Here is a 26817-nt window from a genome sequence, read left to right on the forward strand (position 1 = left end):
ATCAACCGTTGAGGACCGCCGATGCCCCAGAGCTCCCTTCGCCGCGCCGACCGCGTGTCGGCCATCCTGGACCGCGTGGCCAGCAACGGCTCGGTCGACGCCGGGAACCTGGCCAACGAGTTCCACGTCTCCCCCGCCACCATCCGCCGCGACCTGCAGGTGCTGGAGGATCAGCGGCTGCTGTCGCGCACCCACGGCGGGGCGGTCGCGGTGGATGTGGCCTACGAGCTGCCGGTGCGCTACCGGGTGGGCCAGCACCGCGAGGAAAAGGCGCTGGTGGCGCGCAAGGTGGCGCAGCTGCTGCCAAAGGGCCCGCTGACGCTGGGGCTGACCGGGGGAACGACAACGCATCTGCTGTCGCGCATCCTGGCCGAACGCGTGGACCTGACGGTGGTGACCAACGCGCTCAACATCGCCGCCGAGCTGGCGCTGCGCCCCCGGCTGAAACTCATCATGACCGGCGGGGTGTCGCGCACCCAGTCGTACGAGCTGGTCGGTCCGATCGCGGACCAGGCGCTGAAAGGCCTGAACATGGAAGTCGCCGTGGTAGGCGTGGACGGAATCAGCGCCCGCGGCGGCCTGACAACCCACGACGAGATCGAAGCCAGCACCAACGCCCAGATGATCCGCCGAGCCGACAAGGTGATCGTGGTGGCCGACGGCTCCAAGGTGGGCCGCGTCTGCCTGGCCGGCATCTGCGCCATCACCGACGTGGCCACCCTGGTCACCGACGGTTCGGCCGACCCGGCCGGAGTAGACGCCATCCGGCGGGCCGGCACCGAGGTTGTGGTCGCGGGTAGCTGAGGGCTTTGGTGGGGCGGCTTTCTCGTTGCCGCTTGGGGCATGCTTTCACCGCCGCTTGAGCGCCCTTGCAGCCGCTGGGGTCAGGCTCTGATTCGCAGGGATGGCCGGCCGCAGCCCGGTCATCGCCTGCGGAACAGAACCTAGGCCGAGTTGCGGAGCATCCAGCCGCTTTCGGGGTCGCTCAACACCGCGGCGTCCCGGGGCGCGCGGTCCACGGGGACCGACTCGACGGTGTCCTCGGGACGTACCCGCTCGGGCAGGTGCCGCCACTTCTCGGTGGGCTGGCGGTCAACGGATCGCTGCTGCTCGGCCATGATGAACCTCCCTGTGCGCAGTGTGTCACCGCTGAGCCAGCACGGACAGGTTCACCTGCGAGAACCCCAGCGCGATCTCGTAGTCGCAGGGCAACCCCGACGTGGCGGTGGCGAACGGCTCCTCGGTGCCCATGTTGCGGGCGTAGCGCGGGAAGGCGCCGCCGCTGACCTGCACGCGCAGCCGGTGGCCCGCCTTGACGCGGTAAGCCGTGGGGAACAGGTTCACGTCTGCCTCGGCGCCGGCGCCGGCGTGGGTGTTGGTGAGCCGGACGATGCCGTCGACGATGTTGCGGGACACTCCGCTCTCGTTGACGTCGCAGAGGCGGACGAACAGGTCGGCGTCCGGGCGGGACGTGGTGACGTGGACGCGGGCGCTGACCGGGCCGACGATGTCGAGGTGGGCGGGTAGCGGTTCGCTGGTGAAGACGAGGACGTCGGCGCGGCTCTCGATCTCGGCGTTGTCGGCTTGTTTACCGGGGGGCTGCAGCAGCGGGCCGCCCACCGTCGGCGTCGGATCGCTGGGGTCGTACGTGAAACCGCTTGAACCGCCGGAACCGGTAACCGGACCCAGCCCACCGCCCGCGAGCAGGTGCCAAGCTTGCGGCTTCGCCTGCGGCGGGGGCCAGTTCTCGAACGTCAGCCACTTCTTGGCTTGCTGCAGATGGACACGCACCGGCGGCCCGGACGGCGCCGGACCCCCGCGCAGGTGGTGGTCGAGCCACGTGGCGTCGGTCTGCGCGATGGTTCGCAGCTCGCCCGGCTCGCCGTGCAGCCACGGACCTACTACCAGGCGTGCGGGCACCCCGGCAGCGCGCAGCGCGGTGTAGTCGGCAAGCTGACCGGCCGCGAACAGGTCCCACCACCCAGTGACCATGGTGACCGGCGGCATGCGGGTGAAGTCCGCCTGGTCGTGGTTGGCCTCGCTCCAGAAGTCGTCGCGCGGCGGGGCGTGCTCGGTGAAGTCCCGCCAGAACGGCACCGGCGCTCCCGCGACGTCCACGTCGGCGGCCTGCAGCGGGAGTTTGCGCAACGCCCGATCAACCTTGGCGCGGCGGCGCACCGCGGGCAACCCGCCACGTTCCTGCGAACCGATGCTCGCCGACCAGCTCAGCGCGGTATGAATCTGCGGAACGCCGTGATTGTAGAACAGCGTGCTGGTCACCTGCGACGACGTGATGTGCGGAGAGACACAGGTCAACGGCGGATCCGCGTACGGGGCCACAGCCCACTGCGTATGCCCGAAATAACTGCCACCGACCATGGCCACCCGGCCGTCACACCACGACTGGTCCCGCAGCCACTTCAAGGTTGCAAGTCCATCGGTACGTTCAGTGGTGAACGGCCGGAACTGCCCGCCCGACCCGAACGTCCCGCGAGTGGCCTGCGTGAACACCTGGAACCCGCGGCGGGCCAGTGGCGCGGCGAACATCTGCCCGTAGGCGCCACCGCGCCCGTAGGGCACCCGGATCAACACCACCGGCAACGGCCCCTCGACTTCGGCGGGCCGATAATGATCAGCCAGCAGGGCAACCCCATCGGGCATGTGCACCGCAACATTGCGCTCAATCGTGTAGGCAACAGACCTGGTCGGCAACCCCAGCGCCGCATCCACCACGAACCCGGACACCCTCGCGAAACGTCCCATGATCTCGAGGTTATGCCCTCACCGGGGCTGCCGGCACGGTGGACTTCTCGGGTCGCGACACGATTGGCAGCCCGCTACGGTGGCCTGACGGTTGCGGCAGTCTTGGAGCCGGCTGAGGTAACGCCAGCCGCCGCCATCGGGATGCTGCCGTAGCCAGCGGCCAAGCCGCTAGGAGCGCTGATCCGCCTCGGCTGGCGCGTCGAGCCACCTGGCTGCCGCAGGCGGCTGGGCCGGGGGCTGGTAGCTCGGACGAGCGAACTAAATGCAGGAGCAGTTCCGGCAACGTGGACACGTGCGACGGTGGACAAGCCGACGGTACGCGCCCGTAATGCTCTGCGCCGAGGAGAAATATGAACGAGCACTCTACGTTCCAACGGTTGACCGCGGAATTGACCGGCACCTTCCTCCTCGTCCTTGCGGGTTGCGGTACCGCCATTCTTTCTGCTGACTTTCCGACCGCCGGCCACCAACAGGTGGGAGTGGGGTTCCTCGGGGTGGCTGCCGCGTTCGGGCTCACCCTGACTGTGCTGGTCTTTACGCTCGGGCCGGTCTCGGGTGGGCATTTCAACCCGGCGGTCACCCTCGGTCTGGCGGTGGCCGGCCGCTTCGCCTGGCGGCAGGTGCCTTCCTACGCCGCTGCCCAGCTCACCGGCGCGGTTGGCGGGGCCGCGTTGCTGTATGTGATCGCCGCCGGACGACCCGGTTTTCACGCTGCCTCTTCCGGGTTCGCCAGCAATGGCTACGCTGCTCGCTCACCCGGCGGCTATTCGCTCGGCGCGGCGTTCCTCACCGAGACGGTGATGACCATGGTCTTTCTCGCCGTGATCCTCGTCGTGACCGGCCGTAACGCTTCGCCTGGCATCGCCGCGGCCGTGATCGGAGGTAGCCTGATGATCATCCATCTGGTCAGCATCCCGGTCACCAACACCTCGGTGAACCCGGCCCGATCCTTGGGTCCGGCATTGTGCGCCGGCGGTGGGGCACTGGCTCAGTTGTGGCTGTTCTTCGCCGCTCCCCTACTCGGCGCGGCTTTGGTCGGCGCCGGCTTCCCCCTGCTGACCAACCGTCGAGCGCCTGGTTCGAGACAACACCGTGACACCCACCGCACGGATACGACAAATGCGACCCCCGTCCCGACCGTTGCCTGAGGAGATCATTACCCGGCAACAACTATGTTGTCCGGCGGCATCAAGCCACCAGCACATGAGGTTGAAGCAGAAGGGCTGCCCGGCACGGGTTCACATGCTTCTGTGACCTCAGGCAGCGGACGCGTCGAGTCCTGGGAAAGATCCGGCTGGGCGAGGGTTGATCGAGATGGCGACGGCCTCGTCGTCGCATCGCTCACCGCTTGCTCTTCCCCACCGGGGTGGCAACCACCAAGAAGAACGACTGCGACGGCTGCAGCGCACCGGGGAGCGAGGTGTCGTAGCGACATGGCAATCCTATCGGTCACTCAGCAGGACGGCTTGAGAGTCCGGAGCGGCCAATCTCCTGCATCCCGGTGTTCGAAAAGCGCGCTTACCCCTGGAGTTGCTTGGGCCGGTGGCCTGGTGCGGCGACACCGGCCCAAGCACCTTCAGGGCAAGGACCAGCCCGATGCGTGCCACGCCACCTCGCAGGTATTACTCGATGCGCTGACGTAGCTCCCAGCAACGGCGTCTGACCAGTCGTCACCGCTGGGCGCTCCTCAGCCCTGGCAGGCGACCGAGCTTCCCAGAACCCAGCCGACCCAGCTTCCCGAGGTCCTGCGGGCGTTCAGATACCAGCGGTTGTTCGTGCCGACGACCAGAACGACCGGCTGATCGCCGCAACCGGTCAAGATGAAATCAGCCGACGAGTAGCTGGCCCGGATCTTTCCCCCCAAGCTGGTCCAGGCGCTGTAAACCCCGTTCTTGCGCCACCGCGTCCAGACCGCGAAGTCCGGCCCGATCACGAAAAACTGATTCGTGCCGTTGTCGAACGTGAACGAGTGACGCCCGTAGGCGCAGAACCAGTCTCCCCCGTACGAGTTGTCGTGACAGATGCTCGTGTCGGCGGCAGCGGCAGCCGATGCGCTGACCGGTGCAGCGGTCAGCGCGGTCGCCGTTGCGACCAAGGCCAGCACCGCCATGGCAAATCTGCGGAGAATTGTCGAAGTCATTTTTCCTCCCGGATCGGTTACGGCGAGGCTAGAACCGGCCCGCATATTCCGCGCATACGCCAACGAAAGGAACCCAGGATTCTTGGCGGTGGATCCTCCGGAGCCGGTGGCATTCCGACTGCAGTGATCGAGGCACTTCACGCCACTCGCTGAGCGTCCGGCAAGACGACTCAACCCCGGCGAGGCTGACGAAACGCCGTTGCCGTTCGCGCAGGCTTCGCCATCGGTCAAGCCCCGGGTGATGACGCTGGCCCTGAAGCAATCGGTGCAGCGTGCCGCCCGCAGGTGAGGCCAGCGCGTCGTCCAGCGTTGACCGGCAAGAACGGTGTCGCGCCGGTCAGCCGCGAGAAGCCGGGGTCGTCATGAGCTGGCCTGTAGGTGCTGCGTGAGGAACAGGGCGGCGCGGTCCAGGGCGAAACCCGCTTCGTCGAGGTGACCGGTGAAGGATTGGAAGACGTGCGGGACGCCGGCGGTGACATCGAGAATGACGTCGACCTCGGCGTCGCGGGCGCGCTGGGCCAGCCGGACCGAGTCGTCGAGCAGCAGCTCGTTGGTGCCGACCTGCAACAAGATCGGCGGGAAGCCAGCCAGGTCGGCGAGCACCGCGGGCGCTGTCTGCGCCTGGTTCGGGTCTTGTCCGCCGAGGTACATCGCTGCGGTGTGGGCCATGCCCTCCTTGGTGAAGAACGGGTCGATGCCCTGCTTGGTCTGCATCGATGCACCCGAGCGCGTGTGGTCCAGGCCGGGCGAGAACGCGACCAGCGCCCCCGGCAGCGGCAACCCGGCGTCGCGGGCCGCGAGGGTGGTGGTGATGGTGAGGCCGCCGCCAGCCGAGTCCCCGGCGAAGGCGATGGATGCCGCATCGGCGCCCCCGTCGAGCAGCGCCCGGTAAGCCGCAACACAATCGTGGATACCGGCTGGGAACGGGTTCTCCGGGGCGAGGCGGTAATCCACGGAAATTGAGCGCATCCCTGTGCGGTTCACCAGATTTGCCGTCAGGCCCATCGCGGTTTGCGGTGACCCGAGGGCGAAGGAGCCGCCGTGGAAATACAAGATTGTGCCGGGTGAGCTGACACCCTTCTCCGGCTCGACGAGGACCGCCGGCCGGCCGGCCAGCGTCAGCTCCGATGTTTGCACCGGCGGCACCGGGAACAGCGCCATGAGGGCGGCAAAGGCGTCCCGCATCTTCTCGACCGGCTCGGGCGCAAAGCCCTGGGGACCCTTACGCAGCACCGCATCCACGTCCGCCCGCTGCTGTCTGCTCATGGTCGCTACCTTCCCGCGGTAAAGTACCTGCCGTGGAAGCTAATATACCTGCCGCGGCATCTTTTGCCCCTGCGGATCGGGTCACACTCGTGGCAGTCTTCGGCCACCTCGTCCGCTGCGAGACACGGCTCTACAATGCCCTCAATGAGACATTGCGCGACGCGCACGGCATCGTCGCGTCGCAGTTCGAATTCCTGGTTCACCTGCGGGACCATCCCGGCTCACGCGTCGCTGACCTGGCGGAACACTTCGTCATCGGGGTCGGCGCCACCAGCAAGGGTGTCGGCCGGCTCGAAGCCCGGGGATGGGTGCGACGCGTGTCGAATCCCGCCGACGGCCGCTCGCTGTTGCTGGAATTGACACCCTCGGGCGCCAAACTTACCGACGCCGCTGAAGCCACCTTCAAGCGCTACCTGGTCGAGCGCATTGAAAAGGCGCTCGAACCTGAGCAGATCAAAGCGGCCGCCGTTGCCCTCGCGCAGCTACGCGCCGCGCTCGAGCGCGACAACATCGGCACTCCCGCCGGCTGACCAGGCCCCATCACTGAGCGCGCAACACCGGTGAACTCCTGCGAGGCTTCGATGCCGCCGGCCACCGACGCCGCCACGTTCGCCGCAGGGATCGCCTCACGAGTTCGCGCGGTACGCCCGCCAGGCCGCGCCACTCCGGCCTGCAGCGCGCCATCGCCCCATCTAACGCGAAGTCTGTTGCATCAGTGGCCTTACCGGGTTAGCGTTAACGCGATTTAGTTCGCATCAACGGTGGAGGGCGCATGTCACGAGTTCTGATAGTCGGAGCAGGTATCGCGGGAGACACGCTTGCGGTGCTCCTCGACCGCCAGGGATGGCACGTCACCGTCGCCGAATTGGCACCCACTCTGCGAGAAGGCGGCCAGACCGTCGACCTGCGCGGCGGTTCACGCGAAGTACTTGCTCGCCTCGGCATCCTGCAGGAAGCGCTCAACAACCTGGTCACGCAGCGCGGCATGGCATGGGTCGACGAGAGCGGGCGGCCGCTGGCGATGATGCCCGTTGACGCCTTCGGTGGCGAAGGATTCGTGTCCAAGGAGGAACTCCTTCGCACCGATCTGGCGCGCGTTCTGCACGCGGCGGCAGGCGCCCGGATCGAGTATCGGTTCGGTGAAACCGTCGATGCCCTGGACGACGGAGAAGCCGGGGTGAAGGTGACATTCCGATCCGGCACCGTCGAAACATTTGATCTAGTCGTCGGGGCGGACGGCATGCACTCGCGAGTTCGAGCCCTCCGATTTGGTCCCGAAGATCGTTTCCTGGTCGGGCTCGGCGTCGCCAACGCCTGGTACACGCTGCGCGAACAAGCGGAAACACCGCCAGTTGACGGCTGGTTCCTCGTGCACAACGCACCCGGCGGCCTGCTCGTTGCGGCACGCCCCGGCCACCCCGGCACTCAAGAGATCAACGTGTCCTTCCGTACGACCGAGCAACTACCCGACCGCCGCGACCGTGCCGCGCAGCTCGCGTTGCTCACGCGAACATTCCGCGACGTCGGGTGGCGAGCCCACGAACTGATCGCGAGGGCAACCGATGCACCGGACTTTGCCCTCGACACACTCGATCAGATACACGTACCGCGGTGGCACAACGGTCGAGTGGTCCTGCTCGGTGACAGTGCATGGTGCGCCAGCCCGCTTTCCGGCCTGGGAACGGCACTCGCCCTGATCGGCGCCGAGACGCTGGCCGATGCGCTCGGCGCCGCAACCACCATGACCGCGAGGAGCCTCTCAGCTGCACTCACCGACTTCGAGCGCCGGATGCGGCCGCGCAGCGACGGCGCCAGCAAGCTTCTGCCAGGCAGGGTCAGCATGTACCTGCCCAGGACCCGATTCGGCATTCACGCCTCCGCCTTTTTGATGCGCGCTGTTCAGTGGCCAATCACGGCGAACATGCTCATGCGCCTCATGGCCGACCGCGGTCACGCGGGCAGCGATCAGCATTCCCGCAGGCTCGGCCTCTCTTGACGCCTCACCCGGGCGCGGGGCCGGCCCACCACAAGCAACCCGTCAACCGCCGCTTGATCCGCGCGCCCCGACAGCCGATGTCCGGAAGGGACAAGGCTCACATCTCGTCAAGCGCACCAGCCGTCGATCCTCGCCCCCAGCAGGTATCCCGCGAGAGCAACCCCCACGGTTGCGACGCACACCAGAATGGCGGTACGAACCTGCTGCCGGCGCAATGCTGTCCGGCCCGCTACGACGACGGCTTGGACCGCGTCTGCGGCCGGCCCGCTGTCTGTCGCCACAGCAGTAAGCCGAGCCGCCGCAGTTCCCTGACAATGGGGGATTCCTCGTCACCTTGACGTCCGGAGACCATCGTGTCCCCATCTTCAGGGCCCACATCAGCCGGATGCATTGCGTCGAGCGCCCCGGGCTTCCACCGCTGCGAACGAAGCCAGGCGAACTTCTTCTGCTTCACACCTGTTTGACGGGGCAGACATACGAAAGGTTGCTCGAGGACGCCCAGGTCAGGATCCGCGCCCGACGAGACGCGACTTTCGTTGCATGCCCGCGGTCAAGGATCAATATTTCGGATGACGCGGCTGAGCAGCAGATTCCCTAGTGTGCCCGTGTGCTATCGCAGAGAAAAACCTGTACACGGTTCGTTGCTGGGATTGTCGTGACACGGTGCCGGCTGTCTTGACGCTTGGAACGCCGCTGGCCCAGTCGTGTCGCAGTTGGCCCGCCCGCACCGCAGTTTGCGGCCTCTCCACCTGACAGAGGCTGATCGGCTGACGCCGGAAGAATGCAATTACCTCTACAAACTATGGTCCAGGACAATTCATGGTGATACACGCAGAAAAAAGAATGACGGAATCGGCGTCCCGTCCACCGATTACCTCCCGCCTGTTCGACCTCGTGCTGGCGTTCGCCACCGTCTTTGCTGCCCTGTCAGCCTTCTATGGCAGTAGCGAAGGCACAGAGATCGGCACGGCCACGGCTTTCTACCTGGTCTCGTCGCTGATCTGGATCACTCTGGGTCTCGTCTATACGGCCATCCGGGCCAGTCGCATCCATAGGGCCCGCAAGGGAGATGCACACTGGGCCACCCGGCTGGCCGGCCGTCGTACCGCCTGGCTCATGATCACCGGAACGGCCGTCATCGTGCTCAGCTCCGGCGCCAACCTGATTTCCGCGAAGGGTGGTGAGGACGACAACAGCATTCTGGTAGAGGGGCTGAGCGTCGTCATGGTGCTGGTGGCCTGGACGATCTTGCAGCTTACCTATGCCGAACGCTATGCCCGGCTGTACCTGTCGGACACCAGCGGAACGCCGCCATTGGAGTTCCCGGCCACGCCACATCCCAGCCTCCTCGAATTCGCCTATTTCTCCTTTACGGTGGGCGTCACCTTCGGCACGTCGGACGTTTCGATTCAATCGACCCGCTGGCGGGGCATCGTGCTCTGCCATGGACTGCTGGTGTTTGTTTACAACACTGCTGTAATCGGCATGGTTCTGAGCTTGATCTCCGGCTGAATCCCCGTTGGAGTCCGCTCTCCGCGCAGCGCGGAGAGCGGACAGACATCAATAGGAAAGTACTGTGGAGTAGTTGGTGTTGCCGTTGAAGACTGCCTGCTGGGGTGAGGCCAGGCTGGGGAAGGCCGACACCGGCACCGTCCAGGAGTACGTGGCGCCGCTGACGACCATGTTCGGGCTCACACCGCTGACCGCTGCCCAGCTCCATCCGGTTGACAGGCTGCGATAGAGAATGTTGTTCTCGATCATGTAATCGGCACCGAGGCGGGTGGCGGACGGTGACGGGAGTTGGTAGCCGGTCGCAGGGTTGTTGTCGGTGTTCAAAAAGACATGATGCAGGCTGACCGTCGTGTTGAAGGTAGCTTTGAACTTCAGGGACACCGCGTCACGGCAGGCTGAGATGCCGGTGATGGGGCCAGAGCCCGCCGACGTGGCACAACCGGTTCCGGTGCCACCGCCCTTGGTGGTGATCACAAGCGGGGAGCTGGCCGGAGAGCTGTTGCGGGCCGCGTCTCGGGCGATGACCGTGAACGTGTAGGCCGTGGCCGGACTCAGGTTACCGACGGTGGTGCTGGTTCCGGTGACCGTGGCCACCGTCGTACCGTTTGCCGTCACCACGTAGTCGGCTACGGCGTTGTTGTCGTTCGACGCGTTCCAGGCCAGACCGACGCTGGTGGTGCCTACCGTGGTGGAGTGCAGACCGCCGGGCGTGCTGGGCGGTGTGGTGTCGCCGCCGTTCGCATTGGTCCGGGCCAGCTCGTCCGCCCAGTAGGCGCCGGTCGGCAGAGTGTCCCAGGGGTTGGGTAGATCGTCGGGGGTCACGTAGATGTAGCCGGCGTTGCGCTGCTTGCTGAGGGCCATCGCGTTGGCCATGTCGGACTGGTTCGGCGTGGCATAGACCAGGTGCCAGAACTTGTCGGGGTTCGTGGAATTGAGTTCCCAGGCGGGCGCGGTCCACCCGGTATAGGTGGCATAGGTGCCCTCGAACATCACGATGGTGTCGGCCGCCGACGCATAACAGCTGTCAGCAGCGGTGCCAGGGTTGTCCACGGTGTAGGCGCCGGGGTGGTGCTGCTTGGCATAGGTGTTGACAGCTTCATACAGGCTGACGTGCGCGCAGTCGGGGAGCCCGTCATCGAAGAAGATCCCCGCTAGGCCATAGCTACCGTACATCGCGTACCAACTGTCGATGTCGGCCTCGGACTGGGTGGTCCACGCGGCTGTGGTGGTCTGGCCGGTACGGGTAGTGCGGCCCGTCGTGCCGAAGTACCCGGTGTCGACGTAGCCGATGACGCGTACACCGGAATTGGCCGCCGCCCGGATGACGTTGGCGTAGCCCTGGTCAAAGGCGGTGCCGGGCCCATTGTTCGGGTTGGCGATGACGACGCCCAAGCCAGGCGAGCTCTGGTTCACCTGACTCCAGTACGGGCTTGCGGAACCGAAATACGCGGGTGCAGCAATGTGCTGGGTTGTTGCCTGCGCTGATGCGGCATCGGGGGCGATGACGAAGGCGGCGGCGACGGCGAGGCTGAGCAGGGCGGTGCGCATTGACAACTCCTTAGGTAGGGAGGTGGACTACTACCCTTTGCTGCCGGTGAAAGCGATTCCTTGTACGAACTGCCGCTGCATCGCCACGAACACTGCGATGACCGGCAGGGACGCCAGCAAGGATCCGGCCATCAGAACCGGGTAATCGGTCATGAACTGGCCCTGCAGAGAGGCCAATCCGGCGGAGAGCGTCATCTTCTTCGGGTCGTTGTTGACCACCAGCGGCCAGAAGAAGTCATTCCAGGACCAGATAGTGGTAAGGATGCCGAGTGCCATCAGTCCCGGCCGGGCCAGCGGCATCATCACCGACCACCAGATGCGCAACGGGTTGGCGCCATCGAGCCGGGCCGCCTCGTCGAGCTCGGCCGGCAAGCCGAGAAAGAATTGCCGCAGCAGAAAAACCCCGAACGCGCTGAACAGCCCCGGGACGATCAGCGCCGGCAAGCTGTTCAACCAGCCCAGCTTCGCGATGATTTCATACTGCGGGATGATGAACAGTTGCGGCGGCACCATGAGGACCGACAGGAACAGACCGAAGAGAAACGTACGGCCGGGAAACCTCAGCCGGGCGAACGCATAGGCCGCCATCGAGCACAGCAGCACCTGGCCGAGGCTACGGGCTGCCGTCATCACCAGCGTGTTGAGGAATTGCGCCTGGAAGGGAAGCAGCCGGAAGATCTGGCCGTAGTTGTCCCACCGCCCATCCGGCACAACCGTTGGTGGCACGCGAGTAGCGCCGGCCAGGGTCTTCAATGAGGTCAGGAACTGCCAGACGTACGGTGCGAGCATGCCGGCCGCCCCGATCGCCAGCAGCGTGTGGGTCATCGTCGAGCGGGGCTTACGCATAGGTCACCCATCGCTTCTGCAGACGAAACTGGACAGCGGTCAGCACCAGGATGATCAAGAGCAGTAACATCGCAATGGCCGCGCCGTAACCCTTGTCGTTGGCTTGGAAGGCTTTGGCATAGAACAAGTAGACGATCGTTTCGGTGTTCGGGAACGCGGGGTTGCTGCGCGTGCTCTGACTGGAGCCGCCCATCATCACGTACACGAGGTCGAACAACTGCAACGAGCCGATCACCGAGATCACCGACACGAAGAACATGCTCGGTGACAGCAGCGGCACGGTGATCCGGAAGAATTGCTGCACCGGTCCAGCGCCGTCCAGCTCGGCCGCCTCGTAGTAGTGCCGTGGGATCGCCTGGATGCCGGCTACGAAGATGACTATGTTGTAGCCGAGCCCCATCCAGATGCCGGTGATCACCATGGCGTAAAGAGCGGTCCTCGGGTCGGCGATCCAGTGCAACCCGTGGATGCCGAGGAGTGAGAGCAGGTAGTTGATGATGCCGAAGTCGCCGTTGTAGAGCCAGCGCCAGATCATCGCGACCGCAACCGGGGTGGTGACCGCTGGCAGGAAGAACAACGCCCGGTAGGCAGTCACCCCGCTCAGTCCCGGCTTTGCGAGCAGGGCGGCGAAGAAGACGGCGATCGGCACGCCGAGAAGACTCAGGATCGTGTAGGCGATGGTATTGCGCAGCGCGCGCCCCAGCTCAGGATCGCTGAGCAGCTCGCGGTAGTTGTCGAACCCGGTCCACTGGGCCGCCCCGCCGAACGGCCCCGAATGGGTGAACGACAGGTAAGCGGTCTGCAGCACCGGCCAGAGATAGAAAACCAGCAGGCCAGCGGCAGTCGGGGCGATCAAGGCGTATCCCCATAGCGCCTCTGTCCACTGAACCTTCCGGCGGCGGTGTGGTATCGCGGGCTGCATGTCCGCGACACTCGCCTCTTTCACCAAAGAGTCGGTTGCCACCGCCCTACTCCTTGGCGAGGGCGTCGTTCATGGCCGTAGCGAGCTTGTTCGCGGCGGACGAGACGCCCTCCCGCTGGTTCCACGCCGGAGTCAGGTAGGTCATTTCCAGTTCGTTCCAGGCTGCGGTGTTACGCGACACGGGGAACGGCACCGCATAGGCGAGCTCGTCCAGTAACGCCTGAAGGTGCAACTCGGGGTGCCTGTCGACCCACGCCTGCTGCGTGCCGTTGAACGCAGGGATGACGCCTGCCTTGCTCTCGATCTCGGCGGCTTGCCTGGATCCGAGGTACTGCACGAACTTCCAGGCCTGCTCCTTGTGCGCCGACTTCGCAGAGATCACGTTGGCCAGACCGTGGATGACGGTTGCCTGCTTGACCCCCTTGGGCAGCACTGCCACATCCACCTTGGACTTGATGGAGGCGTTGGTGGTGAACTCGCCGGCGTTCCAGGATCCTCCGTAGTACATCGCCGTCTTGCCCGACTCGAACAGGTTGATCGAAGCGGTGTCGGTCATGGTCTTGAGGTCTGGTGACTGCCCGGCCGCTATCAGATCGGTCCAGAACTTCAGACCTTGCACAGTGGCTGGATCGGCGTACCCGGAGGTCTTGCCGTCAGCCGAGATCACGCTGCCGCCGGCCTGGTAGATGGTGTTGTACTGGTACTCCTGGGCGGAGGTCAGATTTGCCGCAATAGCGTACTGGCCCTTGGCCTTGTCCGTCAGCTTGGCTGCGGCAGCCTTGAAGGTTTCCCAGGTCCAGGTGTCGTCCGGATAGGTCACGTCGGCCGCATCGAAAAGCGCCTTGTTGTACCAGAGCCCGACGGTGTCGAAGTCCTTGGGAATCCCGTACTGCTTGCCGTCGACCGTGTAGAGGTCGATCAACGCCTTCGGATAGTTGCTCGTGTCGAAGGTGTCCAGCGGCGCCAGCACGTCGTTTGTTGCGTACAGCTGGAAGTTGGGACCGTTCATCCAGAAGACGTCGGGCGCGGTTCCACCGGTGGCCGCCGCCTTCAGCTTCGTCCAGTACGTCTCCCAGGGAGTGAGCTGAACATCAACCACAATATTCCGGTTCTGCTTGGTGAACGCCGATGCGATTTCCTGCATAGCCGGAACCTGGTTCTTGTCCCAGACCGCGTACGAGAGTGTCACCGTCGCGTTCGGATCGGTTCTTCCGGAATCATCATCGCCACACGCCGCGGTAGCCGCTACCAGGGCGACTGCGCCCGCCAGGGCGAGCGCCGCACGTCGAAACCTTGCCATGGACAGTTCCCTTCCACGCCGGCCTCACGAGCCATCAGGTTGGAAACAATTAGTGGTCTCCATGAAAAGTTTGTCAAGCAGCCCCGAACAAGATGTCGTTGGCGTGATCCAGTGCCAGACGGACGGCGCCGAGCGCCACGGCCTCCTCATCGCCCAAGCCGGAGGCCAGCACTTCAGGCGTCCGGATGCACTGCTTGTCAAGCTCACCGCGAAGCCGGTCGATCAGGACGCCGGCGAAACGGGAGAACCCGCCGCCGAGCACCACCATCTGCGGATCGAGGGTCAGGACCAGGGCGGCAGTGCCCACCGACATGTCGCGCACGTAACGCCGGACCGCGCCGAGCGCCTTGCGGTCCCCTGCGGCCGCCGCCGCGAACAGATCCGCCACCTCCCGGCCATCGGCGCGCAGGTGCTCCGGGGCGCGGATCCAGCCGGCCGCCGGTAGCGCCCCGATCTCGCCGGCTGCCCTGCCGAAGCCCCGGTGCAGGTTCCCGCCGATCACCAGGCCGAGACCTGTGCGCAGTCCGGCCAGCAGATACACGAAGTCCTTGGCGTAGCGGGCCACGCCGAGCCATTTCTCGGCCAGAGCCGCGAGCCGGCCGTCATTGTCGACGCGGACCGGGACTCCCAGAAGCACGCCGAAGTGCTCGGCCAGGTTGAGCCCGGTCCACTCCGGGATGTCCACCGACAGCACCACCTTGCCGGTCGCATCCACCAGGCCGCTGCTGGCCACCCCCACCGCAGTGAGCTCTGCAGCGTTCAGTCCACTGGTACGCAGGCAATCGGCAACCGCATCCCAGGCCACCGCCAGCCGCCGGTCACGCCCCGCAGAGACTTGCACGTCCGCCTGAGCGCGCCCCAGCACGGCGCCGTCGAGGTCGGTGATCAGCACCCGGACCCAACTGTCGCCGATGTCCAGGCCGAGCACGTGAGCCGCATCGCTACGAAACCGAAACCGTTTGGCTGGACGACCCATCGCGCCGGCCACGGGCGGCACCTCGACCACCCAGCGCTGGGTGAGCAAGTCGTCCACCACGTCCTCGGTCGACGCCCGGGACAGACCCGTATGCCGCGACAACTCGGTCAGGGTCATCGACGTGGCTGTGCGCAGCACACGCAGAGCCCCCTGGGTGTTCAGCTGCCGCAGCCGGGACAGGTCTCCCCCGACGATTTCCACCATGACTCTCCTTGACCAGACCAGCACCACGCGGCTACTAATGATGGAGAGTGTAGAAAGTGAGATCTTTGTGAGCCAAGTCAGCTTAGTTGTGGTGGGGGCCGGGCTTCGAGGTCAAGCCTATGCCCGCCGGGCGGTCGCCACCGGCTCGGGGCGCCTGGTCGCCGTCGCCGAGCCCGACAACGGACGGCGGGAGCGTTTCGCCACCGAATTCGGGCTCGCCGACGACATGGTGTTCCGCGATTGGCGTGACCTCGCCGCGGCGGGGAGACTCGCCGACGGCGCAATCATCGCTACCCCGGACCGCGAGCACAGCGGTCCAGCAATCGCGCTGGCCGATCTCGGCTACCACCTCATGGTGGAGAAGCCGCTCGCGCCGACGGAGGAGGAGGCCGTCCGCATCACCGAGGCGGTGGAGCGCAACAACGTGATTTTCGCGTTGTGCCACGTCCTGCGCTACACCGAGTACACGCGGGTGTTGAAGGCGATCCTCGATTCCGGGCGAATCGGTACCCTGGTCAGCGTTCAACACCTGGAGCCGGTCGGCTGGTGGCATCAGGCGCATTCATTTGTCCGCGGCGAGTGGAACAACAGCCGTACCAGCTCCCCCATGCTGCTGGCCAAGGCCTGCCACGACATCGATTGGCTGATGTACCTCATTGACCGGCCGGTGGCCCGGCTGAGCTCGTTCGGTCAGGTGTCACACTTCCGGCCGGAGTCGCGCCCAGCGGCCGCTACTGACCGCTGCCTCGACTGCCCGCTCGAACCCACCTGCCCATATTCAGCCCCCCGGCTCTATCTCGGCTGTCTTGGCGATCCGGAGCAGGAGTTCTGGCCGCTGTCCGCCGTCACCGCCGAGCACACCGAGGCCGGAGTGCTGACGGCCCTGCGCGATGGACCGTACGGCCGGTGCGTTTATGCCAGCGACAACGATGCCGTCGACCACCAGGTCGTCACCATGTCCTTTGTCGACGGATTGTCCTGCACCTTCACCATGACCGCCTTCACCCCGTTCGAACTGCGAAAAACCCGGTTCTTTGGTACGCATGGTTACCTGGAGGGCGACGGCACACGTCTACGCCTTGTCGACTTCCGCACCGGAAAGGAGGAGGAGATCAACGCCGGCGGCACCGACTCCCTCGAGGCCGGCCACGCCGACGCCGACGACAACCTGGTTGACACGTTCATAGCAGCGGTAGCGGCCGGCAATCCCGGTCTGCTCAAATCCGATGCCGCAACCAGCCTCGCCAGCCACCAGATCGTCTGGGCCGCCGAGCGGGCCCGGCACACCAGCACAGTGGTCAAGCTAGCCCCTTGATCCGGGTACGTTGCTGCCGGATTCCCGGGCGCCAACGGCTCCGGCGGCTGCACCTGCGGTCGCGACGCGCTCGTCACCTCGCCGCGACCGTAGTCCACAACGGCAGTTGGCTGAGAACAACGACCGTCTTCGGCACGCCCACGCCGACGTCATCGTAGGAACTCCCAGCACCAATTCGCCCGTGGATCAGTCCGCGTCACGTGCCAGCAGATCGTAGGTGAACGATTTCATGGGTTCTGCGCCCGCTGGGGCAGCGGGTACGGAGACTCCACCATATTGGGAAACGGTGATGATCAGCGACGGCTCCGGCTGTGCGTCGGGTGCCTGCGACGCGAGCTTGTCCGGCAAGTCGAGCGTCAGTTTGATGAGACGGCCTTGCTGGTCCACGATGGCTTCGAAGGGCATGTGCCTCGCCTGCGGGCCGTAGTATCCGGCCGGCTCGCTCATGACCAGTCGCGACTTTTCGTCGATTTTGGTGGCATCGAGAGTTCCCGTAATTGTGTTTCCCACGCGTTGAGCCTCCACTACTGCGCTTATCAGGGCGTCCGACCCGGTGATGTCAGGATTCTCGGCAGTGGGAAACGGCGCGATATAGTCCAAGCTGCTCTGCTCCTCGACATCGGCGGCCTCGGTGAGACGCTGCTCATCGACACGCAGCCATTTCGTGCCGTACAACTGCGCGAAGCCCTGACGGTAGACGTCGATTTCCGCCTTCGAGGCCCCCTCCCGCTCCAGCTTCTGGTAATAGTCGTTCGGGTCGTAACCCTGCGGCGGGTGGGGCTTCAAGTACGCCGCTCCATCGGTACGCATGGTGGTCACGTTGTCAACGTTCTCCACGAGGTAGCCGCCGGGCAGAGCAACGTGACCGAGTTTGACGTCACTGAGTTCGTAGGCATTGAGTCGGGTGAAGATGTAGTTCCCAGACCGAAGGCCATTGAGCGAGCTGTCGAGGTCCTGAATCGCATTGCCCGAGCTGAGCACGGTGTTGCCTGAGCCGGCGACAGAATGGTCATGACTGGCCGGGCTCATCGCGGCGACGCCGCCGGCCACCGCCGCAACGGCCAGCCCGGCTCCGGTCACGCCGACGAACCGGCGTCGGGTACGGCGTCGCTTCGCAAACCGCAGGACAGTGCCAGGGTTGAGTGCCTCCGTTGAGCGGGCCACGTCGTTCATGGCATTTCGCAGGTCGTTCTGAGTGAGGGTCACGGCTGCTCCTGTTTTCCGTTGGAGAGATGAGAAGTTGTCGTTTGTTCATCGAGCGCGACGCGCATTTTGCTCAGGCCCTTGTGGCACGTGGACTTCACCGTGCCGACACTGATTCCGAGAATGCCGGCCACGTCGCGTTCGGAGCGATCGTCGAGGTAACGCAGCACCACAACGGCGCGTTCACGCTGCGTGAGAACATCGAGAGCCGCCAGCAGCGCCCGGCGGTCTTCAAAACTGATGTCCGAGCCCGCCGGTACGTCGGGTACGACGTCGACCAGTCGTTCGTGGCGCCGGTAGGCCGTCCGCCACAGATCGGTAACCGCATTCGTCACGGCACGCTGGACATAGCCGTAAGGATCATCGTGCTCGATGCGTGACCATCGCTGATATACGCGGACGAGGACGGTTTGCACGATGTCGCGAGCTTGCTCACGATCACCGCAAAGCAACTCGGCGTACGCTATCAGCCGGTTGGAGCGCGTCGCCACGAAAGCGGTGAACGACTCGTCGGCATCCGGACCTCGTCTGAACTTCATGACCCCCCAGACGTTGCCGGTCGCCGGAAGGTTGGTTGCGGCGCTTACTTTTTCCATTCACTCGCTCGCGAACCGCTATCGACGCGTATCTGGTCACGGTAGAAGCGATTCGACCGCGCCGGGGCTGTGGAAGGACCGCAGGCCCGACACGAGTAATCGCGTTGTTTCACCAGCATGGGCAGGCATTATTCGTCGCACCACGGACTGCTCCTTCATTACGCAGGTGGACTCCGACTTTCGTATGATCGCGGCCGGCAGAAATTGGCCTTTGTGATGACGCGGCTTCAGCGCTGAAGCCGCCACACTCCCGCCATGAAGGTCGTCAGAATCGGTGTTGTCGTCGGTGTCGTGCTCCTTGGCGGTTGCACGGCGCACAAGCAGGCAGGTCAGCCGACAGCGACGAGCGGAACCGGGGTGAAGCAACCGGTCTTCAGCGCGGGCGGGAAAGGCATCGGCGACAGGTATTTCCCGGCGTACGGCAACGGCGGGTACGACGTCGCCGATTACGACCTGTCCTTGCGTTACGACCCCGTCGACGGCGGACTGAGTGGCACCGCCACCATCACGGCGACCACCACACAGAACCTGAGTCGCTTCAACCTCGACTTCAAGGACCTCAAAGCCAGCAGCGTGACGGTCGATGGAGCGGTCTGCGCAACACGCGAGGACGACGACGAGCTGACCGTGACGCCACCGGCCGGAATCGCCGAAGGCAAGAGGTTCACCACTGTCGTCAATTACGTCAGCACACGGACCCGTAAGAACACCAGGAACACCACCGGCGGCTGGCTTCCTGCACAGGTGGGCGGCTTCGCTCTCGGTGAGCCCGCGTCCGCCAGAACCTGGTACCCAGTCAACGACCACCCGTCCGACAAAGCCACCTACAAGCTGAAAATGACCGTGCCAGCCGGGCTGCAGGTGATCAGCAACGGCACGCCCAGCCCGCAAACCACCAGCGACGGCTGGACCACCTGGACGTGGACCGAAGCATCGCCCATGGCAAGCTATTTGAGCACAGTAGCGATCGGCCATTACCGCATCGACCGCTCGACCCATCTGGGCAGACCGATGGTCATCGCAGTGCCCAGCTCACTGCCCGCCGACAGCCCGCCGGCCCAAGCCGTGGCCCGCACCGGTGAGATCGCCGACTTTCTGGCCACCCGGTTCGGGCCGTACCCGTTCGATGCCTACGGCGCTCTCGTGCTCGACGACAGCCGCATCGACTTCGCGTTGGAAACTCAGAGCCGGCCCACCTACGCCAGTACGATTCTGCGCCCCGACAACGGCACCTCCGTCGTGGCACATGAGCTGGCTCACCAATGGTTCGGGGACAGCGTTTCACTCAAGCGTTGGAAAGACATCTGGCTCAATGAGGGCTTCGCCACCTATGCGCAATGGCTGTGGAAGGAGCATGAGGGTGAGCTGAGCGTCCAGGACAGCTTCGACCAGGCGTATTCGAAAACAGAGTGGAAGCTACCGCCAGGCGATCCTGGTGCGGACGCGCTTTTCGCTGCGCCTGTGTACCAACGCGGGGCGATGACGTTGCAGGCCCTGCGTTCCGCTATCGGGGATGCAGCCTTCTTCGCCTTGCTCAAGTCCTGGCCCGCCGAGCACAAGAACGGCAACGCGGCCACCGACGACTTCATCGCCGCCGCCACCAGAGCGGCTGGCGGGAGAGATATGAAGTCTCTCCTCACAACATGGCTGTTCGCTGCGGCAAAGCCACCGAAGCCTTCTTCAAGCGAACGCTGACACCGTCCGCAGAGGGGCTCACCGCCTACAGCTCTGCGCGGCCCGATCAGCCTGCCGAGAAGATTCGACCGCACCCAGCGAAGGAATGTCGAAGTGACCAGCACCGCCGAGGTGTTCGTGGACTGCCTGCATCGACTGCTTTCCAAGGACATCTTCGGCTTCTTGTCGTTGATGCACCCGGACTGCGTGATGGAGTTCCCCTTCGCGCCGCCTGGGCATGTCCGAATCTTGTCAACTCCGGCCGGTCTGCGGGAATACGTCTCGTCTCACACCAGGCTGTTTGACATCCAAGGAGTCAATAATTTGATCGTGCACGAAACCGCTGACCCCAAGACCATCGTCGTGGAGTTCAGCGGCAACGGCACAGCTCTGGCCACCGGACACCCGTTCGTGATCGGCTTCGTCGCGATCTTCACCACCCACGATGGCCTTTGCCTGCGTTATCGCGACTATTCGAACCCGCTGACCACCCTGGCAGTGCATGGCGAGACCGCACCTCGTCAGTGAAGCAGAGCCGGGCGGCCTGCCACATTTGGCGCCGCCTCGAGCAGCTGCGCCGAAGCAGGCAATCCTTCCAGGGCAACGCGCTCGGGCGATTCAGCCGGGCAGAAGTCAAGGCGCGATCTTGCCGGTCATCAGCCGGCCAGGCTCAGCAGCGTGATGAGGCCGTTGTTGATGGCGTGCACGATGATTCCCGGCCACACCGACTTCGTCTTGAGGAAGAGAAAAGCGTTGATGCCGCCAACAATCAGGGCCGGGATCAGAACCAGATTCAGTTTCGGGGTGCCGACCAGATCGAGGTGCACCACGGCGAAGACAAGCGTACTCACGATGCCGCTGACCCAGTGGCCGTAACGCGACAGCGCATTTGTCAGGACGGCACGGAACGCCAGCTCCTCCCCCACCGGGGTCAGCACAGCGATGAAGATCAGTTGCAGGGTCAAAGCGAGCGGTCCGGCACTCGCCGCTGAGCGGTACACGCCTTGCACATCGCCGGCACCTGTGCCGACAAGCTGCACCACGATCAGCGACACCGTCTCGGTAAGGACGATCGCGGCCAGCCCGCACCCGACTGCTATGAACATCCATCGACGAGGCGCTGCTTTCACGCCGAACGCGGACCAGGATCGCAGCCGGACCGCGAAGGCGGCGAAGAAGGCCAGCAGGCCCATCACGCCTGACAGTGCTGCGAGAGCCAAGCCCTGGATGACGCCGGAATCGCCCGCGGCATTCTCCGCGAGCGGGGGCCCGAACCGGTACATCACGGCGTAGGTGATGCCAGCGGCGATGATCTCGGGCCAGCCAGGCCGCAGGTCCTGGTGCAGCGGAGCCAGCTGAGGGGGGGACATGCTGTTCACGTTGCGCTCCTTCGACTCGTTCCAGTACGGCAACCACGATATGTACCGGCACAGTTCTGGTCAACCGTGCCGGTACAGAAGGGCAGATTGTGCCGTACGCTTGTGTGATGTCGTCACGGGAAAAACTCGTCGAAGCGGCCATGGCCCTGGTACGCACGTCAGGCTTCAGCGCCCTGAGTGTGCGAGGCGTTGCGAAAGAGGCGGGAGTCGGTGCCTCAACCCTTCGCCACCACTTCCCGACGCAAGCGCATCTCCACCGGGTCATCGCTACCGAACTCGTCCTCGGCCTGGTGAAAGACCTCACCATCGACGATGACAAGCTGGACCCGGCAGACAGACTGTTCGACTGCCTCCTGCAATTCCTGCCGCCCCCCGCGCAAAACGAACAGGCAGCGGCACTCAACAGCTGGTTCGAGCTGTACAGACTGTCGTTCGGCCCCGATGCCGCACCCGCCTTCCGCGGCGTTCTCACCAGTGCGCACGAGGCATCCACCACAGTCCTGCATCGATGGCTGAAAACCCTTGCCCGGCAAGGACACGTGCAAGAAGACGACATCGACGATCATGCCGCGTACGCCCTCGCAATGATCAACGGCCTGCATCTGTGCATGCTCGTCGAGCCCCGACGCTTCGATCTCAGCCTCGAGCATCGAGTTCTCCGGCACTACGTCAACAGTGTTGTCGAAAGATCTGCAGGGAAGCTCGTCACGCCCGAAGCGCAAGGAGCAGCACCGGTTCTGTGACTACGGTCCCGAGTTGACGGGGCATGACGGTGGTCACGTCTGGGGCACGTTATAGCCATCGACGGCTACCGTCAGCCGCCGAGCCGGGTGGTCAGCGAGGCTCCGAACCCCGATCTCACGGGTTTCGCCAGGCAGCAGCCACAGATAGTTGTCGTCGTAAATCACCGGCAACACCCGCCGGCCGCTACGTTTGTCGCGCGCGGAGAGGCGCACCATGGCCGCAACTGTCGCACCCGTATTGGTCAGCCGGACCACAAGTGCATCGCCGCGCCTACGTTGGCGTACTCGCACATGGGTCGGAGCCACGTCGTTTATCGCACGCAGATCGCTCGCCGTGCGGTAGCGCCAGTAGGTGTTGCGTGACAACGTCCGGCCGGCACGGTCGGTGAAGGTCAACAACAGCAAATGTGCCGCCGGCGCATCTGCGGGCCAATTCACAGAGAATGCGGGGGTCACCGCACCAGCGGCTACGTCCATTGAGCTGCGCTGCGGCTGAGCCAGTCGCCGGCCGTCGAAGCCGAACAGCTCGGCGGTTACTGTGCCGCGCTGGACGGCTCTGGCGGCGTGATTGACTACTACGACATCCCAACGGGGCTGATTCGCTTGAACATGGATCATCTCGTTGGCCGTACGTGCACCGTAGTAGGTGCCGTTGACATCGAGGTCATAGTCGTACACCTGCCAGACGGTGCTGTGCCATGCCGGGTGAGACATCCACAGCAGTACCCCGTTGGCGTCGTGCCACAGCCGGGCATTGAACGCCTCAAACAGCGCCCGCATCGCCTCATAGTTGATGAGCTGGGCTTTCCGACAGAACTCGCCGAGGTCAGCGGACTCTCCGAGACGGGTATCGATAGCTTCCTTGTACGAGAGCGGGTTCTGCGCCCCTTTCGCAGACCAATCGTGCATGTACCACGCGCCGCTGATCGGCCAGCCCTCGTCTGAGTCCTCGCCGATGCCGAGCAGATTGCGCATGCTTTCCTCGACAGGCACAGTCGGGAGGCCGATTTCGCTGTGCAAACCGAAGCGACCGCCGGAAGCTGCGCCTGAGAAGTAGTCCTCCGGCGGGCGCCAGGAATACCCGCCGTCGGCATGGAAGGGCCCGGCGATCGAGTTGCTCACATATAACGTATCGGTCAGCGAGGTGACCGAAGTGCGCAGCGCAGCGTCGATGTCCGGCGACGGGTCGCCCTCGTTCTTGGCGCACCACAGCACCAGGCAGGGATGATGGCGGTAGCGCAGCACCGTGTCATGGGCCTGCGCCAGGTAGACCGCATGGTCGGGTGGATCGAGGAACCACGCCGACGGAAATTCGTTCCACACCATGATGCCGTTGGCGTCGCAGTGGTCGTACAACTCCTCACGGGTGACCGACCCGAGCCAAGCGCGAATCATCGTGAAGCCCAGGTCTTTGTGCAGCCGCACGGCATGCGACAGCCGGTCGGGCAGTGCCCGGCGCAGCAGTTCGTCCCATCCCCAGGCACCGCCACGGATGAACACCGGCACGCCGTTGACCACGAGTCGCAGCGGCGTGGCGCCGTTGCTGACGGCTGCCGCTTCGGCGAAGTCCGCGCCGTCGGCGGACACCAAAATGCGCAGTTCGGAGGCGAACGCGCTTTCCCATTCGATGGTGACCGTGTCGAACGCGACAGCCGTCCCGAGATCGACCTGGATCCACTGGTCATCGCGATAGCTCGATGACCATCGGGTGTTTGCCTGCCCGTCAACGGCCTTGTCCGGCCCGTTGTCCGCGTTGTCCTGCGACGAAGCAGTGGCCGGGCGGTGCAGAGCGAGGTCGACGGCCGGATTGGCGCTGTCCGTGACACTCAGCGCGAACATCGACGACCCCCAAGCAGTGGCCCGTCTGTCGCATTGGATACGCACATAGCGCGCGACGCACCGGTCGAACGTCGTGGATTTCGCCGCTGAGCCGCCGGGTGGCACGGACAGTCCGGGCACGGTCTCGTACCGCACCTTGCGGATACCAAACTTGACGGTACGGTCATCGCTGACCACGCCCTCGACTTCGGCGCTGACCCGCAAGTCGTAACGATGCGGCTCACCATAGCCGTTGGGCCACCACAATTTCGGCTTCGTCACGGTGACCTCGTCGAAAACCGCATCGACCTGTCCGCCCGGTGGCACGGTCATCGATTGCGCGAGGCGGACGCTACCGAAGCTGGCCTTCACCCGGACCGGCCGTTCGGCGGCTGACGGGTTGTGCACCGGCACGGTGATCGTCAGCTTGGCGGTGTCCCGGTCCGGCAGTTCCGAGCGGATACCGGGGTCGCCGACCAGGATCGGGCCGGTCGAGCGCAGGCGCACGTGATTCCAGATGCCGCTCACCCGGTCGCGGACGGCGGGCATCCAATCCCAGCCCGATACCGCCAGGTAGGTGGGAGAGTTCCGGTTCATCATGTCCGAACCGGCGTCGGTGTAGGAGTACCCGTCGGGACCCCTGTCGCCCGGATTACCCGGCACAGGCATGGGATCGATGCGTACAGCAATGGCGTGCTCGCCCTGCGCGCTGCCGAGATGGGCCGTGACATCAAACCGAGCACGCTGAAACGGATGGGTCATCTCACCGAGGTGTACCCCGTCCAGCCAGATCTCGGCGTGATGGTTGATTCCGTCGAACTCCAGCCAGATCCGCCGGCCACTGCCGGTGTGCAGTGCTTCGGGAACGCGGAACTGCCGGCGATACCACCACGAGTGCCGCGACAATGCTTCAGGAATCAACAGGTTGTTCAATCCGCTCACCGGGTCGGGTAGGTGCCCCTGCTCCACCAGCGCGGCCAGCACAGTACCCGGGACGGTGGCCGACAGCCAGGCCGAGGTGTCGATACCGACCCGGGCCAGGGACGCACCGGTGGCCGCCGGCACCTTCGCGTCATAGGTGAGCGTCCAACCCGACTCGAGTGGGACGGTTCCGTCATGCGCGGTCTCCAGCGGCGGAGGCCCTTGACGGTGAACGCCCCAGTCCGTCCAGCCGCTAGCGGCCGGCCTTCCGGTCGCGCAAGTGCCGAAGACCTGGAAGCCGTTGAGACCAAGAGGGTTGCCAGTCGAACGGATGGTGGCCGTGAGCCGGACCCAGCGGGCGGCCACAGGAGCGTCGAGGGTGATCGTGGTGACCGCGCCAGTCCCTCGCTCGTTGCGGTGAGCCGAGGCCCAGGTGCGACCGTCCAGCGACACCGTGATCTCGTACGCGACCGGATAGCTCGAGAGCACTTCATAGCCCGTGGTGCCGGCCCAGCGGTTGACCTCGCTTGCGCCGCCGGACACCCATTCAGGGTCACCCGGTTTGGCTTCGAACGTCAGGGTCAGCGCCTCGACAAGGCACTCGGCTTGCAGGTCAACTTCGATCCACTGGGGGTCCTCGCGGGTACCGGCGCGCCACCCCGATCCCTGAACCCCGCTCTGATACAAGCCATCGACCGCGAAGTGGGGCGGCGTGGCTGCGTATGCCGTGGAGGAAGCTTGCACCGGCCGGAACCGGGCGAGGTCCAGAGGCGACGACGCCTGGGGTTCTGCTTGAGCGACGGCATCCGGCACGGCGGTCAGGCCAACGCTGGCCAGTACGGTGGCGTTCGCGCTGAGAAAAGCACGCCGCGAGACACGACTGTTCGAGATGCTCATTCTGTGCCTCCGGCGGCGTTGTTTCCTTTGACAGCGTTGTCATAGCCAAGTGCGCTGCTGCGGAGGCCAAGCCTTCCAAGCAGGTAGATAATTCCTTGCAGCCCGTCTGGAAAGAGCATCGGTGCGCACGGCCAATATGGTCACAATTAGCCACAACGAAAATTTTGCGAGCGGCTTCCTGGCATTTCAGTGAAATGCCAGGAAGCCACTCCCGGTCTCAGTGACCACAACCCTAGCCTCTGAGACCGAGCCTTCGAACACTGTGCAGTTCTGATGACGGCCTGCAATGAAACGGAGCCAGCCTCATTCTTGCACCACCAGGAGGCAAAACGTTGCCATGGCTGGCGACAGACAACTAATCAGAGGTCTCGATGGTGTAGAGGTCAACGCGGGTCTGGGTGTCGACCTTGACGTTCTTCACCTTCTCGGAGAAGCCGTAGACGTTCTGGCCGAACCGCAGCGGAATGACCGGCATGTCCTGCGCGATAATGTCCTCGGCCGCCTGCCACTTGATATTAGCCTCGTCAAGGGTCTTGGCGGCCGAGCCTTCCTTCAGCAGCGCATCGAATGTGGGATTGTTGTAGCCGTAGTGGTTGGACGAACCTTTCGGATCGCCGCTGAAAAGCGGGCCGAGGTAGTTCTCCATCAGCGGGTAGTCCATGACCCAGCCGAGGCGGATCAGGCCGACCGGCTCTTGCTTGTCGACCTTGGTCAGCAGGTCGGCGAACTTCGGCTCACCGGTGCCGACGCAGTCGGTGCCCGGCAGGCTCTGCTTGATCTGGTTGCACATCGCGTCGA

General features: G+C 64.8%; 22 protein-coding genes and 1 pseudogene. 9 read left to right on the plus strand and 14 right to left on the minus strand.

The annotated features are described in order from the left end of the window. Window positions 1–21: 21 nt before the first annotated feature. Window positions 22–804 carry a DeoR/GlpR family DNA-binding transcription regulator gene (locus tag TFC3_RS15735; protein WP_067500391.1) on the plus strand — a complete coding sequence of 261 codons (783 nt, stop codon included), beginning with the start codon at window positions 22–24 and terminating at the stop codon, window positions 802–804. Window positions 805–944: 140 nt separating this feature from the next. Here the strand turns inward: TFC3_RS15735 and TFC3_RS38535 are convergent, their stop codons facing one another. After that, window positions 945–1118, minus strand: coding sequence for a hypothetical protein (locus TFC3_RS38535; protein WP_173745325.1), 174 nt, complete (start codon window positions 1116–1118; stop codon window positions 945–947). 25 nt (window positions 1119–1143) lie between these two features. Further along, on the minus strand, window positions 1144–2763 hold the full coding sequence (locus tag TFC3_RS15740) for a CocE/NonD family hydrolase (RefSeq protein ID WP_067500393.1): 1620 nt from the start codon (window positions 2761–2763) through the stop codon (window positions 1144–1146). A gap of 350 nt (window positions 2764–3113) precedes the next feature. Between TFC3_RS15740 and aqpZ the strand changes: the two genes are divergently transcribed. Then, window positions 3114–3911: an aquaporin Z gene (aqpZ, locus tag TFC3_RS15745; RefSeq protein WP_067500394.1), complete on the plus strand. Its 798-nt coding sequence runs from the start codon at window positions 3114–3116 to the stop codon at window positions 3909–3911. Window positions 3912–4450: 539 nt separating this feature from the next. On the opposite strand, the gene TFC3_RS37095 is transcribed toward aqpZ, so the two are convergent. Continuing rightward, the gene (locus TFC3_RS37095; protein ID WP_153040245.1) at window positions 4451–5134 is read right to left on the minus strand and encodes a hypothetical protein; all 684 of its coding nucleotides are present in this window, start codon (window positions 5132–5134) and stop codon (window positions 4451–4453) included. A 129-nt stretch (window positions 5135–5263) separates the two neighbouring features. Then, complete coding sequence (locus tag TFC3_RS15755; protein ID WP_067500398.1) at window positions 5264–6169, minus strand: alpha/beta hydrolase; 906 nt, start codon at window positions 6167–6169, stop codon at window positions 5264–5266. 89 nt (window positions 6170–6258) lie between these two features. Between TFC3_RS15755 and TFC3_RS15760 the strand changes: the two genes are divergently transcribed. The 3 genes from TFC3_RS15760 (at window position 6259) to TFC3_RS15770 (ending at window position 9677) form a co-directional block, all read left to right on the plus strand. Beyond that, window positions 6259–6699, plus strand: a complete 441-nt coding sequence (locus TFC3_RS15760; RefSeq protein ID WP_236718144.1) for a MarR family winged helix-turn-helix transcriptional regulator — start codon at window positions 6259–6261, stop codon at window positions 6697–6699. Between the two features lie 242 nt (window positions 6700–6941). Continuing rightward, window positions 6942–8165, plus strand: coding sequence for an FAD-dependent monooxygenase (locus TFC3_RS15765; RefSeq protein WP_067500400.1), 1224 nt, complete (start codon window positions 6942–6944; stop codon window positions 8163–8165). An 819-nt stretch (window positions 8166–8984) separates the two neighbouring features. Further along, window positions 8985–9677 (plus strand): DUF1345 domain-containing protein, encoded by a 693-nt coding sequence (locus tag TFC3_RS15770; protein WP_082772083.1) that lies wholly within the window; start codon window positions 8985–8987, stop codon window positions 9675–9677. A 48-nt stretch (window positions 9678–9725) separates the two neighbouring features. Here the strand turns inward: TFC3_RS15770 and TFC3_RS15775 are convergent, their stop codons facing one another. The 5 genes from TFC3_RS15775 to TFC3_RS15795 form a co-directional block, all read right to left on the minus strand. After that, a complete protein-coding gene (locus TFC3_RS15775; protein WP_067500404.1) occupies window positions 9726–11225 on the minus strand; it encodes a spherulation-specific family 4 protein in 1500 nt (499 codons plus the stop codon). Window positions 11226–11255: 30 nt separating this feature from the next. Further along, the gene (locus tag TFC3_RS15780; RefSeq protein WP_236718145.1) at window positions 11256–12050 is read right to left on the minus strand and encodes a carbohydrate ABC transporter permease; all 795 of its coding nucleotides are present in this window, start codon (window positions 12048–12050) and stop codon (window positions 11256–11258) included. 13 nt (window positions 12051–12063) lie between these two features. After that, window positions 12064–12927 carry a carbohydrate ABC transporter permease gene (locus TFC3_RS15785; RefSeq protein ID WP_236718146.1) on the minus strand — a complete coding sequence of 288 codons (864 nt, stop codon included), beginning with the start codon at window positions 12925–12927 and terminating at the stop codon, window positions 12064–12066. A gap of 112 nt (window positions 12928–13039) precedes the next feature. Next, window positions 13040–14293 carry a sugar ABC transporter substrate-binding protein gene (locus TFC3_RS15790; protein WP_067500408.1) on the minus strand — a complete coding sequence of 418 codons (1254 nt, stop codon included), beginning with the start codon at window positions 14291–14293 and terminating at the stop codon, window positions 13040–13042. Window positions 14294–14366: 73 nt separating this feature from the next. Continuing rightward, window positions 14367–15473 (minus strand): ROK family protein, encoded by a 1107-nt coding sequence (locus TFC3_RS15795; protein ID WP_067500410.1) that lies wholly within the window; start codon window positions 15471–15473, stop codon window positions 14367–14369. Window positions 15474–15540: 67 nt separating this feature from the next. Between TFC3_RS15795 and TFC3_RS15800 the strand changes: the two genes are divergently transcribed. Continuing rightward, complete coding sequence (locus TFC3_RS15800) at window positions 15541–16788, plus strand: Gfo/Idh/MocA family protein (protein WP_236718147.1); 1248 nt, start codon at window positions 15541–15543, stop codon at window positions 16786–16788. A 186-nt stretch (window positions 16789–16974) separates the two neighbouring features. Here the strand turns inward: TFC3_RS15800 and TFC3_RS15805 are convergent, their stop codons facing one another. Together TFC3_RS15805 and TFC3_RS15810 are read right to left on the minus strand one after the other, a co-directional pair. After that, complete coding sequence (locus tag TFC3_RS15805; protein ID WP_067500411.1) at window positions 16975–17994, minus strand: hypothetical protein; 1020 nt, start codon at window positions 17992–17994, stop codon at window positions 16975–16977. Continuing rightward, window positions 17991–18587: a SigE family RNA polymerase sigma factor gene (locus tag TFC3_RS15810; RefSeq protein WP_201787169.1), complete on the minus strand. Its 597-nt coding sequence runs from the start codon at window positions 18585–18587 to the stop codon at window positions 17991–17993. Before TFC3_RS15810 ends, TFC3_RS15805 begins: the two co-directional genes overlap by 4 nt. A 255-nt stretch (window positions 18588–18842) precedes the next feature. Here TFC3_RS15810 and TFC3_RS15815 point away from each other — a divergent pair, with 255 nt between their 5' ends. Both TFC3_RS15815 and TFC3_RS15820 read left to right on the plus strand, forming a co-directional pair. Then, window positions 18843–20282, plus strand: coding sequence for a M1 family metallopeptidase (locus TFC3_RS15815; RefSeq protein ID WP_082772084.1), 1440 nt, complete (start codon window positions 18843–18845; stop codon window positions 20280–20282). A gap of 93 nt (window positions 20283–20375) precedes the next feature. After that, complete coding sequence (locus tag TFC3_RS15820; protein WP_067500413.1) at window positions 20376–20789, plus strand: nuclear transport factor 2 family protein; 414 nt, start codon at window positions 20376–20378, stop codon at window positions 20787–20789. Between the two features lie 128 nt (window positions 20790–20917). On the opposite strand, the gene TFC3_RS15825 is transcribed toward TFC3_RS15820, so the two are convergent. Then, complete coding sequence (locus TFC3_RS15825) at window positions 20918–21631, minus strand: CPBP family intramembrane glutamic endopeptidase (RefSeq protein WP_067506817.1); 714 nt, start codon at window positions 21629–21631, stop codon at window positions 20918–20920. A 116-nt stretch (window positions 21632–21747) separates the two neighbouring features. Here TFC3_RS15825 and TFC3_RS35870 point away from each other — a divergent pair, with 116 nt between their 5' ends. Then, window positions 21748–22383: a TetR/AcrR family transcriptional regulator gene (locus tag TFC3_RS35870; RefSeq protein WP_082772086.1), complete on the plus strand. Its 636-nt coding sequence runs from the start codon at window positions 21748–21750 to the stop codon at window positions 22381–22383. 33 nt (window positions 22384–22416) lie between these two features. Here the strand turns inward: TFC3_RS35870 and TFC3_RS15835 are convergent, their stop codons facing one another. Both TFC3_RS15835 and TFC3_RS15840 read right to left on the minus strand, forming a co-directional pair. After that, the gene (locus TFC3_RS15835) at window positions 22417–26019 is read right to left on the minus strand and encodes a discoidin domain-containing protein (RefSeq protein WP_067500417.1); all 3603 of its coding nucleotides are present in this window, start codon (window positions 26017–26019) and stop codon (window positions 22417–22419) included. A gap of 355 nt (window positions 26020–26374) precedes the next feature. Continuing rightward, window positions 26375–26817: pseudogene (locus TFC3_RS15840) on the minus strand (ABC transporter substrate-binding protein); the annotation flags it as partial.

Origin of the sequence: Actinoplanes sp. TFC3, from assembly GCF_001553785.1 — a bacterium.
In the GTDB taxonomy this organism is placed as follows: domain Bacteria; phylum Actinomycetota; class Actinomycetes; order Mycobacteriales; family Micromonosporaceae; genus Actinoplanes.

Coding starts and splice junctions, on each gene's coding strand:
- TFC3_RS15735 (WP_067500391.1), top strand. CDS start 22: ATGCCCCAGAGCTCCCTTCGCCGCGCCGACCGCGTGTCGGCCATCCTG.
- TFC3_RS38535 (WP_173745325.1), bottom strand. CDS start 1,118: ATGGCCGAGCAGCAGCGATCCGTTGACCGCCAGCCCACCGAGAAGTGG.
- TFC3_RS15740 (WP_067500393.1), bottom strand. CDS start 2,763: ATGGGACGTTTCGCGAGGGTGTCCGGGTTCGTGGTGGATGCGGCGCTG.
- aqpZ (WP_067500394.1), top strand. CDS start 3,114: ATGAACGAGCACTCTACGTTCCAACGGTTGACCGCGGAATTGACCGGC.
- TFC3_RS15755 (WP_067500398.1), bottom strand. CDS start 6,169: ATGAGCAGACAGCAGCGGGCGGACGTGGATGCGGTGCTGCGTAAGGGT.
- TFC3_RS15765 (WP_067500400.1), top strand. CDS start 6,942: ATGTCACGAGTTCTGATAGTCGGAGCAGGTATCGCGGGAGACACGCTT.
- TFC3_RS15770 (WP_082772083.1), top strand. CDS start 8,985: ATGGTGATACACGCAGAAAAAAGAATGACGGAATCGGCGTCCCGTCCA.
- TFC3_RS15775 (WP_067500404.1), bottom strand. CDS start 11,225: ATGCGCACCGCCCTGCTCAGCCTCGCCGTCGCCGCCGCCTTCGTCATC.
- TFC3_RS15780 (WP_236718145.1), bottom strand. CDS start 12,050: ATGACCCACACGCTGCTGGCGATCGGGGCGGCCGGCATGCTCGCACCG.
- TFC3_RS15790 (WP_067500408.1), bottom strand. CDS start 14,293: ATGGCAAGGTTTCGACGTGCGGCGCTCGCCCTGGCGGGCGCAGTCGCC.
- TFC3_RS15795 (WP_067500410.1), bottom strand. CDS start 15,473: ATGGTGGAAATCGTCGGGGGAGACCTGTCCCGGCTGCGGCAGCTGAAC.
- TFC3_RS15810 (WP_201787169.1), bottom strand. CDS start 18,587: ATGGAAAAAGTAAGCGCCGCAACCAACCTTCCGGCGACCGGCAACGTC.
- TFC3_RS15815 (WP_082772084.1), top strand. CDS start 18,843: ATGAAGGTCGTCAGAATCGGTGTTGTCGTCGGTGTCGTGCTCCTTGGC.
- TFC3_RS15825 (WP_067506817.1), bottom strand. CDS start 21,631: ATGTCCCCCCCTCAGCTGGCTCCGCTGCACCAGGACCTGCGGCCTGGC.
- TFC3_RS35870 (WP_082772086.1), top strand. CDS start 21,748: ATGTCGTCACGGGAAAAACTCGTCGAAGCGGCCATGGCCCTGGTACGC.
- TFC3_RS15835 (WP_067500417.1), bottom strand. CDS start 26,019: ATGAGCATCTCGAACAGTCGTGTCTCGCGGCGTGCTTTTCTCAGCGCG.